Here is a 15,076-nt window from a genome sequence, read left to right on the forward strand (position 1 = left end):
GGGCGCCGTGGTTGATGGCGGCGGTGTGGCGATGCCACCTCGTCCGCCGCCGGGTGGGCGATGGCCGTTGCGCCGGATTCTCGTTCTACTGCTGGTAGAGTGACGGTATGGGAGATCAGGACACCAGCATCAAGACCACGCGAGAGGTGCGCGATCGTCTGCGGACTCTGGCCGGTGAGCGCGGGACCACCATGAACGATCTCCTGGCGGATCTGGTCGCGCGTGAGCTGACCGAGACGGAGAAGCAGCAGCGCGTTGAGCAGGCGCTGGAAGAAGTGCGGCAGGCCACCGGCGTCACCGTGTCCGACGGCGCCCGCGCCCGGGCACGTTCCTTCCTGCAGCACCTCGGACAGGAGCACCACGCCGCGTGATGCGCGTTCTGCTCGACCACACCTGTATCCGTGCGCTCGCCGAAGGCGACGACTTCCTCAACGGCCTCTATGTGGAGGCCAGTTACGGCCATGCGGAGATCGTGATCCCTGCCCTGTCGGCCACGGTGGCCGACAGGGACAAGCCGGGTGCCGGGGCGGACATCCTCGGGCGGCGCTTCACGACGGTCGCCGACTTCACCCATGCCCACGCCCTGGTCGCCGGGAGCTGGCGGCAGGCCGACTGGCGGATCCTGCACCCGGCAGCCGCCCTCATCGTGGCACGCCAGACAGGCGACGATGCCGCCCTGCTGTCCCTGGACACCGACTTGTACGCAGGGACCGGCGTCAGCCCCCTGAACCCCATGAGCTCCTGACACGGTCGCGGCGATCGCCCAATTGGTGCAAGGCGACGAAAACGCGATCCGGGACGTGATCCACCGGTTCGACGGAGTCCGCCGCGAACACCCTGGCCGCGTTGAAGCCGATCCGCGCCGCCCGCCCGGACGGAGCACCGATCCATATAGCCCTGCACAACCTCTCCGCCCACGGCGGCCAGACGATCCGTGCCTGGGTGGCCCGCAACAAGGCCGATTCAAGGCGGTTCAGCGGGCGGTGGGCCGGAGGCCGTCCATCAGGAGGTTCAGCAGGCGGCTGGCCGTGGCCTCGCGCTCGGGCCGGGGGGCCACGGTGAAGATACCGATGAGGGAGGCGGCGATGTCCTCGGCGGTGACGTCGGAGCGGAGGTCGCCTGCCGCGCGGCCGGCGTCGAGAATCGTGGTGATGGCGGTCAGTAGCTCGGTCCGGGTCTGTGCATGGGTGATCTCGCCCGATTCGATCATTGCGAGCAGCGTGTCGAGCATGCCGTTCTTGGTCGCGATCCAGTCCCCGAACGAGTCCATCCAGCGCCGCATCGCCGCAGCCGGGGGCAGCTGGCCGAGTAGCTCGTGGGCACCGGTCGTCAGCCGGACGACCTGGTCTTGGTAGACCGCGTCGACCAGCGACTCGCGGGTGGGGAAGTGCCGGTAGAGCGTGGCGATTCCGACCCCGGCCTCGCGGGCGATCGCGCGCATCGACGGCTCGGCGTCGGCAGACATGAACACGCGGGTCGCCACCGCGAGCAACTGGTCGCGGTTGCGGGCCGCGTCTGCCCGTGGCGCGCGGATCTCCGCCTCAGTCGAAACGGATCGCGTTCCGTTTATGTTACGGTCATCCATGCAAACGGATCGTAGTCCGTTTCGATGGGCTCCCTCGGCCCCAAGGAGACAGGCGCACATGAAGACGCAGAGCAATCAGCCGCCCACGGGCCGGAACAGGGCGGTCCGGCTCGACTCATTCGGCGGCCCCGAAGTCCTGGACGTCCGCGAGGTTCCCGCTCCGCACGCCGGCCCGGGGCAGGTTCGGGTGCGGGTCACCGCGGCCGGTCTGAACCCGATGGACTGGTTCATGACCTCCGACGCGGACACTGCCGCCCGGTTCGGCCTGACCCTGCCCGTCGGGTTCGGAACCGACTACGCGGGAGTGGTTGACGAGGTCGGTGACGGGGTGAGCGGCTTCGCACCCGGCGACCGGGTGTTCGGAGGTGCCCTGTCCCGCGCGGTAGCCGACTTCGTGGTGGTCGACGCGTCCGGGGAGACGGCGGCGAACGAGGCTCATCACACGCCCGACGGCGTCGACGACCGCACCGCCGCCACCCTCACGATCGCCGGCCGCACGGCATCCGTCGCCCTCGCCACGGTCGACCCCGGCCCGGACGACACCGTGCTGATCGGCGGCGCCGGGGGCGGGGTCGGGGTGTTCGCCGTCCAGCTGGCCCGGATCGCGGGAGCGCGCGTGATCGGGACAGGTTCGCCGTCATCGGCCGGTTATCTGCGCGATCTCGGAGCCGAGCCGGTCGCCTACGGTGACGGCCTGGCCGACCGGGTCCGAGCCCTCGCTCCCGGCGGCGTCACCGCCGCCATCGACCTGCACGGGGCGGAGACAGCGCACGTCGCAAGGGAACTCGGCGTCCCGGACAGTCGCATCTGCACCATCGCCGCGCAGGTCGACGGCGTGTCGGCGGCCAACGGCGCGAACGCGGCTCCCGGCGCCCTCGAAGAGATCGCCCGCCTGGTCGCGGCGTCCCGGCTCCGGGTGCCTGTCGCGGCGAGCTTCCCGGTCGAGCAGATCCGCCGTGCGGCCGCGCTCCAGGCCGGCAGGCATGTACAAGGCAAGGTCGTCGTCGACCTCTAGATCATCGACCTCTGGATCAAGGCTGTCGCGACGATGAGCGCGATGTCGTCGTCACTGATCAGGCGGGGACGGCCTCCCGCCCACTCAGGGGCCGGGGTGACAGACCCTTCTCGTTGCAGGCGTGGATGACGCCGTGGACGGTGTCCTTGTCCACGGCGACCAACCGCGCGATCGCCGACACGTGCGTCCCTCGATGCCGAGCCCATGATGATCGTCGCTCTGCGGATCGGCACGGGCCTTGCCGATTTGTCTGCACACACCCTGTGAGTGCCCGCCGGGGCGAGATCAGTCCGAGTCCTCCTTCTTCCTGAGCTCGGTCAGCTCGTCGAACGTACGGATCAGGACTGTGCGTCGCTCGTCCTTGTAGCCCGATGAGGGATCCAACTTGTCTATGTAGCCCTCCCACACCGCCATGTATGTCCTCTTCCACCCCTGGACCACTTCGGCCTCGGGCAGCGACGCCCCCACGTAGCCCTGCCGCGCCAGGAGGCTCAGCAGCTCCAGGTTGGCCGGCACCGCGACTCCCCAGTACTCGTCGGGTTCGATACCGACGGGGTCGCCGGCCATCGCGTCCGCGACCTCGGTGATGAGCCGGTCCGTGAGGATCGACAGATGGTCGGCGGCCGTGTCGTTCTCGAAGTTGCCAGTGCCCCAGCTGCCCACGGGGCCTCCTTCGCTCGGTGGGTCGGTACGCAACAGCTATAGCAGTGCGTACCGACAACTTGGGCACACAGCTGCGGCGGATCTTCTCGGAGCAGGGTCAGGGTCAGGGTCCTGTGCCTGCGTTCGTTGGGCGGGTGTGGTGTGCCGGTCGTCCCGGGAACCGGTGGGCAGCACGGCCTGCGATTCGGGGGCTTCGAGAATGGTGATGTCGAGACCGGTGACGGTGCTGCTCGGTCAGGCTGGTGGCCCGACGACGGAGACGTTGTCGTGGCCGAACAGGGTCAGGACGGGTTGCCGGCACCGAGGGCACGGTAGATGGCGGTGGTGTAGGCCGCGGCCCGTTGCGAGCCCAGGATGTCGGCCCCCATTTTGTTCATGACGTAGGAGATGGTCATGCTCCGGTCGAGGTCCATGATCGCCATCGAGCCGCCCCAGCCGCCCCAGAACGCGATGCGGCCGTCGGGGATCCAGGACAGGGTGCGCCGGTCGGGCAGTGCGTACCCGATGCCCCACCTCAGATGCAATCCGTTGACGAGGTCCGCGCCGCTGGACTGCTCGTCGAAGATGAGGCCGATGGTGTCGGGTTTGAGGAGCTGACCGTGGGCGGCGGCGCCGGCGCGGGCGATGGGGGCGAGGATCTCGGCCACCGAGAGGGCGTTGCCGTGGCCGTTGGCCGCGCCGAGGTCGGCAGCGCGCCAGGCCGGGGTGTTGGCTGCGGCTGCGCTGAACGAGGGGCCGGTGAAGGTCTTGTACGCGACGGTGTCGTGACCGAGTGCCGAGGGATCGAAGTCGGGTGTCGGCGCGATGACGTCGGCGACGCGTTCGAGGTCGGCGTCACGCAGCCCGATCTGGAAGTCGGCGGCGAGCGGCCGGGCGAGGTGCTGGTGCACGAAGTCGCGCAGCGACAGACCGGTCAGGCGGTGCACCAGCTCGCCGATCAGGTGGCCGTAGTTCAGGACGTGGTAGCCGGAGGCCGAGCCGGGCTCCCACCAGGGTGTCTGAGAGGCCATCCGGGCAGCCGTCGCGCGTACGTCGTACAGGTCCTCCAGCCGCGCGGGGTGATCCAGACCGGACACACCCGAGGTGTGCGACAGCAGATGCCGCACCTCGACGTGTCCCTTGCCGTGTGCGGCGAACTCGGGCCAGTAACGGGCGACTGGCGCGTAGAGGTCCAGTTCGCCGGCATCGACGAGCAGCAAGGCGGCCAGACTGGTCACGGTCTTCGTGATCGACCACACGTTGGTGATCGTGTCGCGCTGCCAGGGCTGTGTGCGTGCCGCATCGCGATGGCCGCCCCACAGGTTCACCACCTGCCGGCCGTCGACATCCACGACCAGCGACAGGCCCACCTCCGCGCCGCTGCGCAGCTGGTCCTCCACGGCGTCGCGGACGGGTTCGAACAATGAGCTGACGGTTCCGTTCAGTTCGCTCATGCCCACAGCGTCAAACCTTGACCCTGGTGTCAAGGTCAAGGGGGTAGCGTGGTGATGTGCGTATTGGCGAGCTGGCCGCTCAAGCGGGTGCGTCTCCGCGACAGGTGCGGTTCTACGAGGCGAAGGGCTTGATCACCTCGGCCCGTGGGCCCAACAACTACCGTGACTACAGCGAAGCGACCCTGGGCCGCGTCCAGCAGATCCGCGAACTGCTGGGCGCCGGTCTGTCGACGCAAGTAATCCGCGCGATCCTGCCCTGCCTCGACTCACCGCGCGACCCGATCGTCTTCGAAGGCGTCCTTCCCGAGACGGTGACGGCGCTCGAACGCGAGCGTGACAGGCTGACCGAGCGCATCGACGTCCTGGCCCGCAACCGCGACGCAGTCGCCGACTACCTCACCGAACTCCAAAAGCGCTCGGGCTGATCCGCCGCGAGCTGCGATGACCGCGCCAACGGCTGCTCACGTCGCACCGCGATCCCGCGCGAAAGAGCTGCGGAACCAGGAGCCTTTTCCCACCTTGCGCTGGTCTGTGGTGAAGGACGAGGACGGCCTTCGCCACGCCGGTGATGCGGTTGGTGCTGCAGCGGAGCTTCCGCGCCGACCAGCGCAACGGCCTGCTGCCGGTGCAGCGGCAGCATCCACGGAACAACGCGCGGCTCCTGTGCCTTTGGGCTGAGAGTTCGAACACCTCCCTCAACGGCGTGGGAGCCTCGTGCGTTGCGCACACCACCAGCGTCCCCCGATCAGTGCCCACGCTGAAAGAGCTCAGTGAACCATTCGGACGCATTTCCCGTGGAAGTGGCGGGGCCATTATTCCTCCGGGCGGTCTCCCAGTTGGGACCGGCCCGACGGTGTCAACCCTCACCGTGGGTCCGGTCCTTGGGCGATGGGAATTTTGCTGGCAAATCTTGACACGACACGTGCACATCGGCGCCACGATCCGGAGCATCGGCTATGGGGACACAAGACTCCTCCTCGATCAACTCGCCGAACGGTGTTTTTTATTATTGAGGGTGATGGGCGTGAAGATATTGGCTGCTGTTGGTGTTGTTGTTCTTGGTCTCGTCGACTGGTTGCTCTTCATAGGTGTGAGTATCTCAACATTTTTTATTTCTTTGTCCCTCGGCTTGGGATCGGACGGTGCGTTTTTTATCTCGCTGGGCCTCTCCGTGGCAGCAGCTGGTGCATGCTTCTTTCGCTTTCCCGGGACGTCGAAATCTTTACGAGAAGTATGCGAGAAGAGAATATTTGAATTGGCGGACAAGGTTGGGTGGAGGCGGAAGCTGCCGCCTGCGCCCTGACGGCCCTTGCCTTCAAGCATGTTTGGAGCAGTGACGTCCATGAGACTGCTCTCCGATCCTGCCCGCCTGCGCTGCCGTGTAGCCCGTGGTTGGCAGTCGGCCGTTCGGTGGAGTGCCCGGTCACGGACGCAGGTTGGACAGCAGTTCGTCCGCGGCAAGGTAGGGGCGCTCCGGGGGCAGCAGCAAGCGGGTCGCGGCGTCCGGGTCGCTGTCAGAGGAAGGGCCCGCGCTTTCGGAGCGCGGGCCTTCAGTCCGTGATGCCGTGTCAAGGAGTCCGTCGTCCCGGCTCCACCTGCCGCCAGTACGCGCCGGTCTCGCTGGTCGCCTTGAGCAGCCGGGCGGGTTCGGCGGACGCCGAAGGCCACAGGCGGATCAGGTACTCCTCCACCGGGTCCTCGGTACCCCGTGTCTCCCCGTCGTCGCGGTGCCGGCCCGCGACCAACAGCCCGTAGACACCGGGTGGCTGGTCAGGGGCGAAGGCTAGTGCGGACGGCGGGACCACGTCCGCGCCGAGCAGGCGCATCGGGCCGCCCGGCCAGCGCAGGGCGACGATCGCAGCGTCCTGCCAGTTGTCGAGGGGGACGGCCGGTGCGGACGGCAGCAACCGCGCCGTCACCCGCACCTGGCCGTCCGCGAGCCCGGTGAGGATCACCGCTCCGCCGGGCGGATCGGCGGTCGCGGCCACGAGGCCGTTGCCGTACGGCAGTTCCTCGGTGCCGGTGACCGCGTCCGGGCCGACGAGGGTGAACCTGTTGTACTCCACCCACAGCAGAGTGGTCGGCACCGGGCCCTCCAGTAAGGGTTCAGGGGGTTCAGAGGGTTCAGGGAGTGATGTGGACGAAGAACGGGTCCAGGTCCAGTACCCGGTTGGACCGGTAGAAGCTGCCAAGAGCCGCCCCGCCCTGCGAGTTGTCGTTCCTGTCGATCATGCAGGACGACCAGCCGTCAGGACCGGTCACCCCGGTCGGCAGCCCCCAGGCCGGATCCATCTCGCACCAGGCCACGGTCGGCGGCGCGAAGGTGCGGCCGGTGCCGGTCGTCTGCGCGGCGCCCTGGTAGGTGGAGCGGAAGGGATACTCGTCGCACGACTTGCCGGTGGGCCGGACCCAGCCGCGCGGGCAGGCCCTGTCCCCGTTGGCCCTCTTCTTCGCCGCGTCCTGGAGCCGGGTCAGCACCACGCCGTTGGGATAGGCGCCGGGCAGCCCCGACTGCTGGGCCGCCTCGATGTGCTGGGCGAGCGTCGGATAGAAGCCGGTTTTGGAGTACTCCATGACAGGCACGATCCCGAGGAACACGCATCCCGCGCCGATCGTCGGCTGCTGGATGCCGGGCGTCTCGGGGTCGCCGGAGTTGTTCCCGTCGTCCTCGAAGGCGTTGTCGCAGCGGATGCTGGGCGGGCTGACCGAGCGGGTGGTCGACGGCAGGGTGAAGAGATACTGCACGTTCCACTCCCACTCGGGGTCGGGGTAGCCGATCCCGCCGGGCTCGCTGCGGGTGGACAGCCAGTAGGAGTCGCCCTCGTTGTCGACGCCGTCGCGGAACTGTCCGGGCCTGAGGCTCCCGGAGCCACCGTCCGGCTTGCAGTCCCCGGTGCAGTACGCGGCGCCGGTGATGGTGGCGGCACCCGAGGCGCCGATCCGTTCGCCCCAGTACTTGCGCACGGTCACCTGGAAGGCGAACCGGTCGATGAGGTCGCTGGTGAAGGCGTAGGCGTACTCCAGCGCCAGGGCGGTGCCGACGTGGACACGCTGACCGCTGGGGGTGACGTACCAGATGTAGACGGCGACGTCGGTGATCTGGCACATCGAGGTGCGGAACCCCCACCAGCCGCCGCCGACATGGTCGTAGCACCAGTCGGGGATCGGGAGGACTTCCTTGGTCTGCGGGTCGTCGTCGCGCAGGGTGGCGGTCGCGTCCCGGGGCGCCTGGAGCGTGTCGGGGGCCTGGCGCCTGGCCTCGGCGATCGCCGCGTCGCGGGCGGCGCGGCCGGCTGCCGGGATGTCGCCGGTACGCAGACAGGTGACGGCTCTGCCGCCCGCGGGTACGCCCATCTTTGCGGCCGTCGCCGCGTCGACCGGCTTCGCCTTCGCCGCCGCGGCGTCCAGCGCGGCGGGCGAACAGGAGTCGGTCCCGGCTGCCTTGTCGCCGTCCGCCGTGGACAGTCTGACGGGCCGGGGGACGGGGGCGTTCCCGGCGAGGACGTCCGGGCTCACGATGTCCCCGGGCTGGGCCGCAGGGGCCGGTGCCGCGGGCCGGTCCGCCGCGGCGGCGCCCACCCCGGGCAGGGCGGTGAGCGCAAGGGCGAGGACGGTCCCGACGGGTAACCAGCGGCGTACGGACGTGCGGTGCGGAGTTTTCAACGTGCTCCTCCTTCTTTGCTCACGCAATTCTGCGGCGGACATGCCAATCAGTCAGACAACTCGGGGTGGCATGTGATCGCAAGGAAGGATCCGGTCAGTGGGGCGAGTTGACGCAGGTGGCGCACCGGGGCGAGACGCGCCGACCGTCGCCGCACCCTTGAGGCCATCGCTTGAAAGTGCCGCCCCGGCTCTGGCGGGGCACGCCCGACGAACTCGACCGCGCACAAACGGCTGATCAGGTCTGCGTCGTCCTCGAAGCTTGGCTGAAGGCGGGGCGGGAAAGCATCTTGGAGTGATTGATCGCGCGGCCAAGCCGCTGGTTGTCGACGACCGGGGCAATGTCTTGGCCGTTTTCGACCGCGGCGCAGAAGGCGTGGCTCCCACGGACGCGCCGATGCCCGCTTCCCTGGTCGCTCTCTGGCACGGCGGCAAGGTCCTCATGGTCTTCGACCGGTTCCGGCAGTCCTGGGAACTGCCCGGAGGAGTGATTGAACCTGGGGAGACTCCTCGTCAGGCAGCCGTACGCGAGCTGCTGGAAGAGGCCGACCAGCGGTCCGACAGTCCGTTGCGGTTCACGGGCTACGCGGGCTTCGTGCTGAAGCCCGCCGAGCCTGCCGAGCGCGCCGAATACGCGGCGCTGTTCACCGGCCGGACCACAAGTCCACGCAGCTTCCGTGCCAATGACGAGATCTCGGCCATCTGCTGGTGGGACTTCCACGAGCCCCTCCCAGGACGCGTCCAGCCCCTCGATGCATACCTGGCCGCGCTCACACGGAACCAAGCTGAGGGCCACGAAGAAGCACTCCATATCGCAAGTGAGCAGGTTGAGAACGAGCGGCAATAGGCATCGGGTGTGGGGGAGGAAGCAGCGCAGGCACGGGTCTGCGTGATCATGGAGTCTCTATGCTCAGTGATGGCCAAGGACGGCTGTGCCCGCGCTGCCGTCTCGCTCGCTGTTCACGCACTCCATGCCGGGCCCCGGGAGGGTTGGCGGGAGCTACGGGACTGCCTGGTACCGCGCGTGTCACCCAGCGGGGCGGAGTGTGCGGGAGAATGGTGTGCATGGATCAACTCGGTGCCGCGCTGCGGGCGTGGCGGGACCGGCTGGACCCCGCGGCGGTGGGGTTTGCACACGGCTCACCTCGTCGGGTCCCCGGTCTGCGACGCGCGGAGCTGGCGACGCTGGCCGGCATCTCGGTCGAGTACGTGGTCCGGCTGGAGCAGGGGCGGGTGGCGACACCCTCGGCGCAGGTCTGCTCGGCTCTGGCTCGCGCCCTGCACCTGTCCGACGACGAGCATGCTCACCTTCTGCGCATGGCCGGGCACGCAGCGGATCCGAGCCGGGTTCCGCGAATGATCCCGGGGAGCCTGTACCGGATCGTGGACCAGCTCGTCGGCAACCCGCTGGCGATCTACGACGCCACCTGGCAGTTGCTGCACTGGAATCCGCTGTTCGCGGCCACGTTCGGCGATCCCACGGTCCGCGGTGCGGGAGACCGCAACGTCCTGCTCTGGCAGTTCCTGGGTGAACTGCCCCGGGTCCGGCAGACGGCGGCCGAGCGGGCGGCGTTCGAGGAGTCCCTTGTCGCCGACCTGCGCGCGACGACGAGCCGGTACCCCGACGATCCCGACCTCGCGGCGTTGGTATCGAGGCTGAACCTCAGCCCACGGTTCTGCGAGTTGTGGAGCCGTCGAGCGGTGGGCGGTCACCAGAGTGCGCACAAACTCGTCCAGCACCCGGACGTCGGAGACATCGCCATGAACTCCGACATCCTGAACACCGAGGGAACGAACCTCCGCCTCGTGGTGTACACGCCGCAGCCAGGCACCGACGCCCGCAGCAAACTCGAATTCCTTGCGGCCGTTGGGGTCCAGAAGATGTCTCCTCAGGGATGAGGGCCCGCGTTCTGCCTCGTGCGGTGGACCAGGCTGTTGGGTGGTACGCGCGGTACCAGGAAGTTCCGTAGCTCCCGCCAACCCTCCCGCGGACCCAGCATGGAGTGCGTGAACAGCGTACGACCGTGCTGTTCGGACCAGGAGGAGCCAGCATGACCACCACGTTCATCACCGGGGCCAACAAGTCTCTCGGTTTTGCTACCGCTCGTCGCCTCGTCGAGGCGGGGCACACCGTCCTCCTCGGTGCCCGCGACCGTGAGCGCGGCCGGGCCGCGGCCGAGTCGCTCGGTGCCCGGTTCGTTCAGATCGACGTGACCGACGACGCCTCGGTCCAGGCCGCGGCCGCGGATGTCGCCGCGCATGAGGGATCGATCGACGTCCTGGTCAACAACGCCGGCGTCCTCGGCCGGGTCGGTCCCGTCGAGGAGTACACCGCGGCCGACGTGAGCACCGTCCTCGACGTGAACGTGGTGGGGATCGTGCGCGTCACGCACGCGTTCCTCCCGCTGCTGCGCGAGTCGTCGAACCCCGTCATCGTCAACGTGTCCAGCGGAATGGGCTCCTTCGGCATGACCCAGGACCCGGCGCGGGTCGAGTCGCAGTACGCCCTGCCCCTGTACTCCGCATCGAAAGCCGCGGTCACGATGCTCACGACCCAGTACGCCAAGGAACTGAAAAACGTGAAGGTCAACGCCGCCGACCCCGGGCAGACCGCGACCGACTTCACCGGCGGCCTCGGACACAGCGTCGCCGATGGCGCCGAACCCATCGTGACCCTTGCGACGATCGGCCCGGACGGGCCGACGGGACAGTTCATCGACCGATCCGGAAACCTGCCATGGTGAACCTGCCCTGAACCCAGGGTCGGTCGACCCGCCGCCCCGCGTGTGCCTCATGCTCGTGCTCTCTCTTCGGCGCTGCACCGAGAGAAACGGCAGGGTCGTGGACTTCTACCTCCACCTTTACCTTCACCTCGAACTCGCCGCTACCCTCGTCACGCTTCGCATGCTGATCCGGCAGGCACGCAGCCACTACCGATGGGATGGCCGACCCACCGGCCGCCGCCTCAAGTGATCCATTTACCGGTCGGTCTTAGGCACCACGATGATCCCGACCAGCCGCACGCCCCCGGAACCGGCAACCGCTCCGCAGATTGCGTGCTTGCTAACCCGCCGATCGTTGGGTTCGGAGATTCTGTATGTCCTTCTCGTAAATGATGAAATCACATGGAGTGGCCAGCAGAGGCGCGAGGTCAGGATACTGCTCCTCAAAGGCTCCCTTACGGACCACTTGGTAGCCCGACCTTTCGTTCCATTCCGCCATGAACTGTTTAGAGGCCTGGTCCCAGTCGCGAGGAACCAGGAGCTCGATCTGAAGGGTCTTGACACCTTGCTCTCGGAGCATATCTATGGTGAAGCGTCGCAGCTCGCGACCGATCCCCATGTTCCGGCGGTCGGGGTCGGAAACCAGCATTCCCGATTCCCCTCTCTCTGGGGTCAGGAGTTGCACACGAATGGACCCAACGAGGACTCCACTGATACTTGCCACGATGATCTCCCTGGCGCGGGTGAATTCCGCGATCTCGCTCGCAGTTGTCCGCGTTGCGCCCGGAAGCCACTGTCCGTCTTCAGATGCCGCGTAGACCCGATTCACCAACTCTGCTATTTGCGCCATCAGGACTGTGTCCGAACTGGCTTCCGGCGGCAGGATTTCGATATCCAGAGAAGGAGAGCTGGTCATCACGTTTCGGCCCTTCGGTCATCGAGCTCATCGCAGATAAACAATTGGAGAATGCTATCAGGCAGAGCCCCGGAAGGGCTCCGCGTTCTCACGGCTGGCGCCGGAGCCGGAGGTGTGAACCCGATTTCCCAATTCGGCGGTGGTGGGCAGTTCGTGACGGGTGTCGGATACCCGTGCAGGCGCGGCTTTCCGCTGATCACCAACGTAAGACCGTGCCTGCTGCCCACGAAGCCGGGCCGGGAGGGAAGCCGGGCCGGGCGGGAGGCGGCGTGAAGGCGGTGCCGGTCGGACGGCCCTCAGGATCGTCAGCAGAACAGGGCCAGGCCCATCACCCCGGCCCCACCCCGCGCCTTCGAACGGGCCGGGCCGCCCACCGGCCGCCCTCGCCGGGACGCGCGGCGGGCACCCCGAGGCCACACTGGTGGTATGTGCGACGTCGACCGGCCGGAGACTGTGTCACGGAGGTTCCCCCAGGCGCCGGCCAGCGCGGCGGCGGCCCGAAGGCTGGTGCGGGACGTGCTGCAAGACATCCCGGCCGAGCCGGCCGACACCGCCCAGCTCCTGGCCGGCGAACTGGTGACCAATGCGGTGCTGCATGCGCGCACCGAGGCCGAGGTGTCGGTGCGGGTACACGACGGCCGGATCCATGTACAGGTCAGCGACGACCGGCCGGACCGCGGACCCGTACCGCAGTACGGCCCCCCGCACGCCGGTACGGGGCACGGCCTGGCCCTGGTGGAGCACATGGCGTCGCGTTACGGGGTGGAGGCCGGCGACCGGCGCAAGACCGTGTGGTTCGAGCTGTGGACGGACCGCCGGCCGCCGCCCTCATCCGGATGGGAGACGGCCGTGCCACGCGGCAGCTCCGCGAGCACGGTGACACTCGTCGACGTGCCGAGCGCCCTGTGCTCGGCGAGCCGCCAGCACCGGCACACGGTGCTGCGCGAACTGACGCTCGCCGTGTCCACCGGCGGTGAGCCGGGAGTCCGCCCCGAGGACCTGGCCACCGCCAACGACATCGAACACGTACTCAGTGCCGGTATGGCGGACGCGTCGGCGGAACCGCTCTCCGAAGCGCCGCTCCGCTCCCTGCGGCTGCCGATGCCGGCCGACGCCGCAGCGGCGGTGCGCGTCCTGCGCCAGGTGCTCGACGTGGCCGAAGAGGCGGCGCGTAAGGAACGCCTGCTCACCCTGCCTGCCCTGCCGCGCGGCCGCGCCTTCCAGAACTGGATGTTCGACCAGATCCTGGGCCAGCTCGCCGGCGACCACCCCACGGCCTGGACCGTGGTGGCCCACGAGCCGGACGTGCGCACCTCGGAGCTGATGCCCTGGGACGTCAGCCACGTACGGGCCGGCAGGTTCCCGACCATCGCCGCCGACGAGGGGAACCGCATCATCGCGGTGAACAAACCCGCTGCGGACCTGCTCGGCTGGCAACCGGACGATCTCGTGGGACGGCGGCTCACCACGCTCATCCCCGAGCACCTGCGCCGGCGCCACAGTGCGGCGTTCACCTCACTGCTGCTCACCGGACGGGCCCGCATCGTGGGCCGCTCCGTCCCGCTTCCGGCGCTGCACCGCGACGGTCATGTGGTTCCGGTGCGGCTGTACATCGAGACCCAGGAGATGGCCGACGGCCGTACCGTCTTTGTCGCCCGGCTGGCTCCCCGCGCGACGACGTTCCTCATGCCGGGCTCTGCCGACAGGGCGGCGCCGCTGTCCGAGGACACGAGTACGCCCGCCCCGGAACTTCCCCGGAGCACGAGCAGCGCCCAGGCAGGCATGAACGCACTGGAAAGGCTCGCCCTGCTCGCCGACACGGGAGCCGCACTGAACAACAGCCTGGATCTCAGGGAAGGGCTGCGCTCGGTCGGCAGGCTCCTGACGCAACGGCTGGCCGACTGGTACGTGGTGGACCTGTTCACCGAGGACGCCCAGGTGGACAGGGTCTGCGTCGTCCACCGCGCCGCCCCGGGGCTGCACCCCGCGGCGTACGAGGGCAGATTCCCTGCGGTCTCAGAGACTTCCCGCGGACCTCTGGCCCGGGCCCTGCGCGGCGCGGGACCACTGTTGCTCACCGACGCGCCGCCGGCGGGCCAGACCGGCAGCGCGCTGGACGCCGACTACCTGGAACTGTTCCGCGGACTCGGCGCGGGCAGCTCCGTCGTCGCGCCCCTGAGCGCCCGCGGCGAGATCTTCGGCGCCCTGACGGTGACCCGTACGGCCGAACGGAGGCCGTTCACACAGCAGGACGTGTCCCTGGTCGGCGACCTGGTGCGCAGTCTGGCCCTGGGCGTGGACAACGCCCGCCTGTACCAGCAGAGCCGCAACATCGCCGAACGCCTCCAACGCTCCCTGCTGCCCGTGCTGCCGGAGGTCGAGAACCTGCAGCTGGCCGCCCGCTACGCCGCTTCCTCCGCCACCGCGCAGGTCGGCGGCGACTGGTACGACAGCTTCGTGCTGCCCAGCGGTGACACCGCCGTGGTCATCGGCGACGTCACCGGGCACAACCTCGACGCGGCCATCGCCATGAGCCAGCTGCGCAGCATGCTCCGTGGCATCGCCGTGGACCGCCAGGAGCCGCCTGAGACGGTGCTGCGCCGCCTGGACCTGGCCAATCACAGCCTGTACCGGGAGGCCACCGCCACCTGTCTCTACGGCATCGTCAAGGGACCCGCACAGGGTCCCTGGGAGCTGACGCACTCCTCCGCAGGTCATCTGCCGCCCCTGCTGACCACCTGGGAGGGCGACACCCGCTACCTGGAGGAGGGGTCGGGCCTGCTTCTGGGCCTGGATCCCGCGATGCCCCGCCGGACAGCGAACACCGCGCTGCCGGCCCGCTCGACCACGCTGCTGTACACCGACGGCCTGATCGAGCGGCGCGACGAGCCCCTCGACCGCGGACTGGACCGGTTGAGCCTGCACGCGGCAGCGCTGGCACGCGAACCTCTTGAGACGTTCTGCGACGAACTGCTGATCGGCCTGGGGGCCGACAGCGCAGACGACATCGCAGTCCTCGCCGTCCGTCCCGCACCGCCGCCCGCAGCGGCATCCGACTGATCGCCGTCCTCATCGTCCCGG

16 protein-coding genes are annotated in these 15,076 nt (G+C 68.7%); 8 read left to right on the top strand and 8 right to left on the bottom strand.

Annotated features, from left to right (window positions below):
* Nucleotides 1-107: 107 nt before the first annotated feature.
* A complete protein-coding gene (locus AOK01_RS06000) occupies nt 108-371 on the top strand; it encodes a hypothetical protein (RefSeq protein ID WP_055509168.1) in 264 nt (87 codons plus the stop codon).
* On the top strand, nt 368-745 hold the full coding sequence (locus tag AOK01_RS06005; protein WP_157871195.1) for a PIN domain-containing protein: 378 nt from the start codon (nt 368-370) through the stop codon (nt 743-745). Before AOK01_RS06000 ends, AOK01_RS06005 begins: the two co-directional genes overlap by 4 nt.
* Before the next feature lie 228 nt (nt 746-973).
* Here AOK01_RS06005 and AOK01_RS06010 read toward each other — a convergent pair whose 3' ends face one another.
* Nucleotides 974-1,585, bottom strand: coding sequence for a TetR/AcrR family transcriptional regulator (locus AOK01_RS06010; protein ID WP_055509172.1), 612 nt, complete (start codon nt 1,583-1,585; stop codon nt 974-976).
* Nucleotides 1,586-1,643: 58 nt separating this feature from the next.
* Between AOK01_RS06010 and AOK01_RS06015 the strand changes: the two genes are divergently transcribed.
* Nucleotides 1,644-2,600, top strand: coding sequence for an NADP-dependent oxidoreductase (locus tag AOK01_RS06015; protein ID WP_055509173.1), 957 nt, complete (start codon nt 1,644-1,646; stop codon nt 2,598-2,600).
* Between the two features lie 58 nt (nt 2,601-2,658).
* Here AOK01_RS06015 and AOK01_RS46080 read toward each other — a convergent pair whose 3' ends face one another.
* The 3 genes from AOK01_RS46080 to AOK01_RS06025 form a co-directional block, all read right to left on the bottom strand.
* Nucleotides 2,659-2,781, bottom strand: coding sequence for a hypothetical protein (locus AOK01_RS46080; RefSeq protein ID WP_281181312.1), 123 nt, complete (start codon nt 2,779-2,781; stop codon nt 2,659-2,661).
* A 104-nt stretch (nt 2,782-2,885) separates the two neighbouring features.
* Nucleotides 2,886-3,263, bottom strand: a complete 378-nt coding sequence (locus tag AOK01_RS06020) for a DUF4259 domain-containing protein (RefSeq protein WP_055509175.1) — start codon at nt 3,261-3,263, stop codon at nt 2,886-2,888.
* A 281-nt stretch (nt 3,264-3,544) separates the two neighbouring features.
* A complete protein-coding gene (locus tag AOK01_RS06025; protein ID WP_055509217.1) occupies nt 3,545-4,696 on the bottom strand; it encodes a serine hydrolase domain-containing protein in 1,152 nt (383 codons plus the stop codon).
* 56 nt (nt 4,697-4,752) lie between these two features.
* On the opposite strand from AOK01_RS06025, the gene AOK01_RS06030 reads away from it, so the two are divergent.
* Nucleotides 4,753-5,121 carry a MerR family transcriptional regulator gene (locus AOK01_RS06030; protein ID WP_055509177.1) on the top strand — a complete coding sequence of 123 codons (369 nt, stop codon included), beginning with the start codon at nt 4,753-4,755 and terminating at the stop codon, nt 5,119-5,121.
* 556 nt (nt 5,122-5,677) lie between these two features.
* Here AOK01_RS06030 and AOK01_RS43385 read toward each other — a convergent pair.
* The 3 genes from AOK01_RS43385 to AOK01_RS06040 all read right to left on the bottom strand — a co-directional run bounded on the left by AOK01_RS43385 (nt 5,678) and on the right by AOK01_RS06040 (nt 8,359).
* Nucleotides 5,678-6,040, bottom strand: coding sequence for a hypothetical protein (locus tag AOK01_RS43385; RefSeq protein WP_157871196.1), 363 nt, complete (start codon nt 6,038-6,040; stop codon nt 5,678-5,680).
* A gap of 224 nt (nt 6,041-6,264) precedes the next feature.
* Nucleotides 6,265-6,783: a hypothetical protein gene (locus tag AOK01_RS06035; RefSeq protein ID WP_055509180.1), complete on the bottom strand. Its 519-nt coding sequence runs from the start codon at nt 6,781-6,783 to the stop codon at nt 6,265-6,267.
* 37 nt (nt 6,784-6,820) lie between these two features.
* Nucleotides 6,821-8,359: a hypothetical protein gene (locus AOK01_RS06040; protein WP_055509182.1), complete on the bottom strand. Its 1,539-nt coding sequence runs from the start codon at nt 8,357-8,359 to the stop codon at nt 6,821-6,823.
* Between the two features lie 292 nt (nt 8,360-8,651).
* Here AOK01_RS06040 and AOK01_RS06045 point away from each other — a divergent pair, with 292 nt between their 5' ends.
* The 3 genes from AOK01_RS06045 (at nt 8,652) to AOK01_RS06055 (ending at nt 11,100) form a co-directional block, all read left to right on the top strand.
* Nucleotides 8,652-9,203 carry an NUDIX hydrolase gene (locus AOK01_RS06045; protein ID WP_063792740.1) on the top strand — a complete coding sequence of 184 codons (552 nt, stop codon included), beginning with the start codon at nt 8,652-8,654 and terminating at the stop codon, nt 9,201-9,203.
* A 218-nt stretch (nt 9,204-9,421) separates the two neighbouring features.
* Nucleotides 9,422-10,255 carry a helix-turn-helix transcriptional regulator gene (locus tag AOK01_RS06050; protein ID WP_055509184.1) on the top strand — a complete coding sequence of 278 codons (834 nt, stop codon included), beginning with the start codon at nt 9,422-9,424 and terminating at the stop codon, nt 10,253-10,255.
* A gap of 152 nt (nt 10,256-10,407) precedes the next feature.
* Nucleotides 10,408-11,100, top strand: a complete 693-nt coding sequence (locus AOK01_RS06055; RefSeq protein WP_055509186.1) for an SDR family NAD(P)-dependent oxidoreductase — start codon at nt 10,408-10,410, stop codon at nt 11,098-11,100.
* 319 nt (nt 11,101-11,419) lie between these two features.
* On the opposite strand, the gene AOK01_RS40270 is transcribed toward AOK01_RS06055, so the two are convergent.
* Nucleotides 11,420-11,995 carry a GNAT family N-acetyltransferase gene (locus AOK01_RS40270; protein ID WP_245702128.1) on the bottom strand — a complete coding sequence of 192 codons (576 nt, stop codon included), beginning with the start codon at nt 11,993-11,995 and terminating at the stop codon, nt 11,420-11,422.
* Nucleotides 11,996-12,421: 426 nt separating this feature from the next.
* Here AOK01_RS40270 and AOK01_RS06070 point away from each other — a divergent pair, with 426 nt between their 5' ends.
* Nucleotides 12,422-15,055, top strand: a complete 2,634-nt coding sequence (locus tag AOK01_RS06070; protein ID WP_055509191.1) for a SpoIIE family protein phosphatase — start codon at nt 12,422-12,424, stop codon at nt 15,053-15,055.
* Nucleotides 15,056-15,076: the final 21 nt, after the last annotated feature.

The sequence above is a fragment of the Streptomyces aurantiacus genome, from assembly GCF_001418335.1.
Taxonomy (GTDB): Bacteria; Actinomycetota; Actinomycetes; order Streptomycetales; family Streptomycetaceae; genus Streptomyces; species Streptomyces aurantiacus.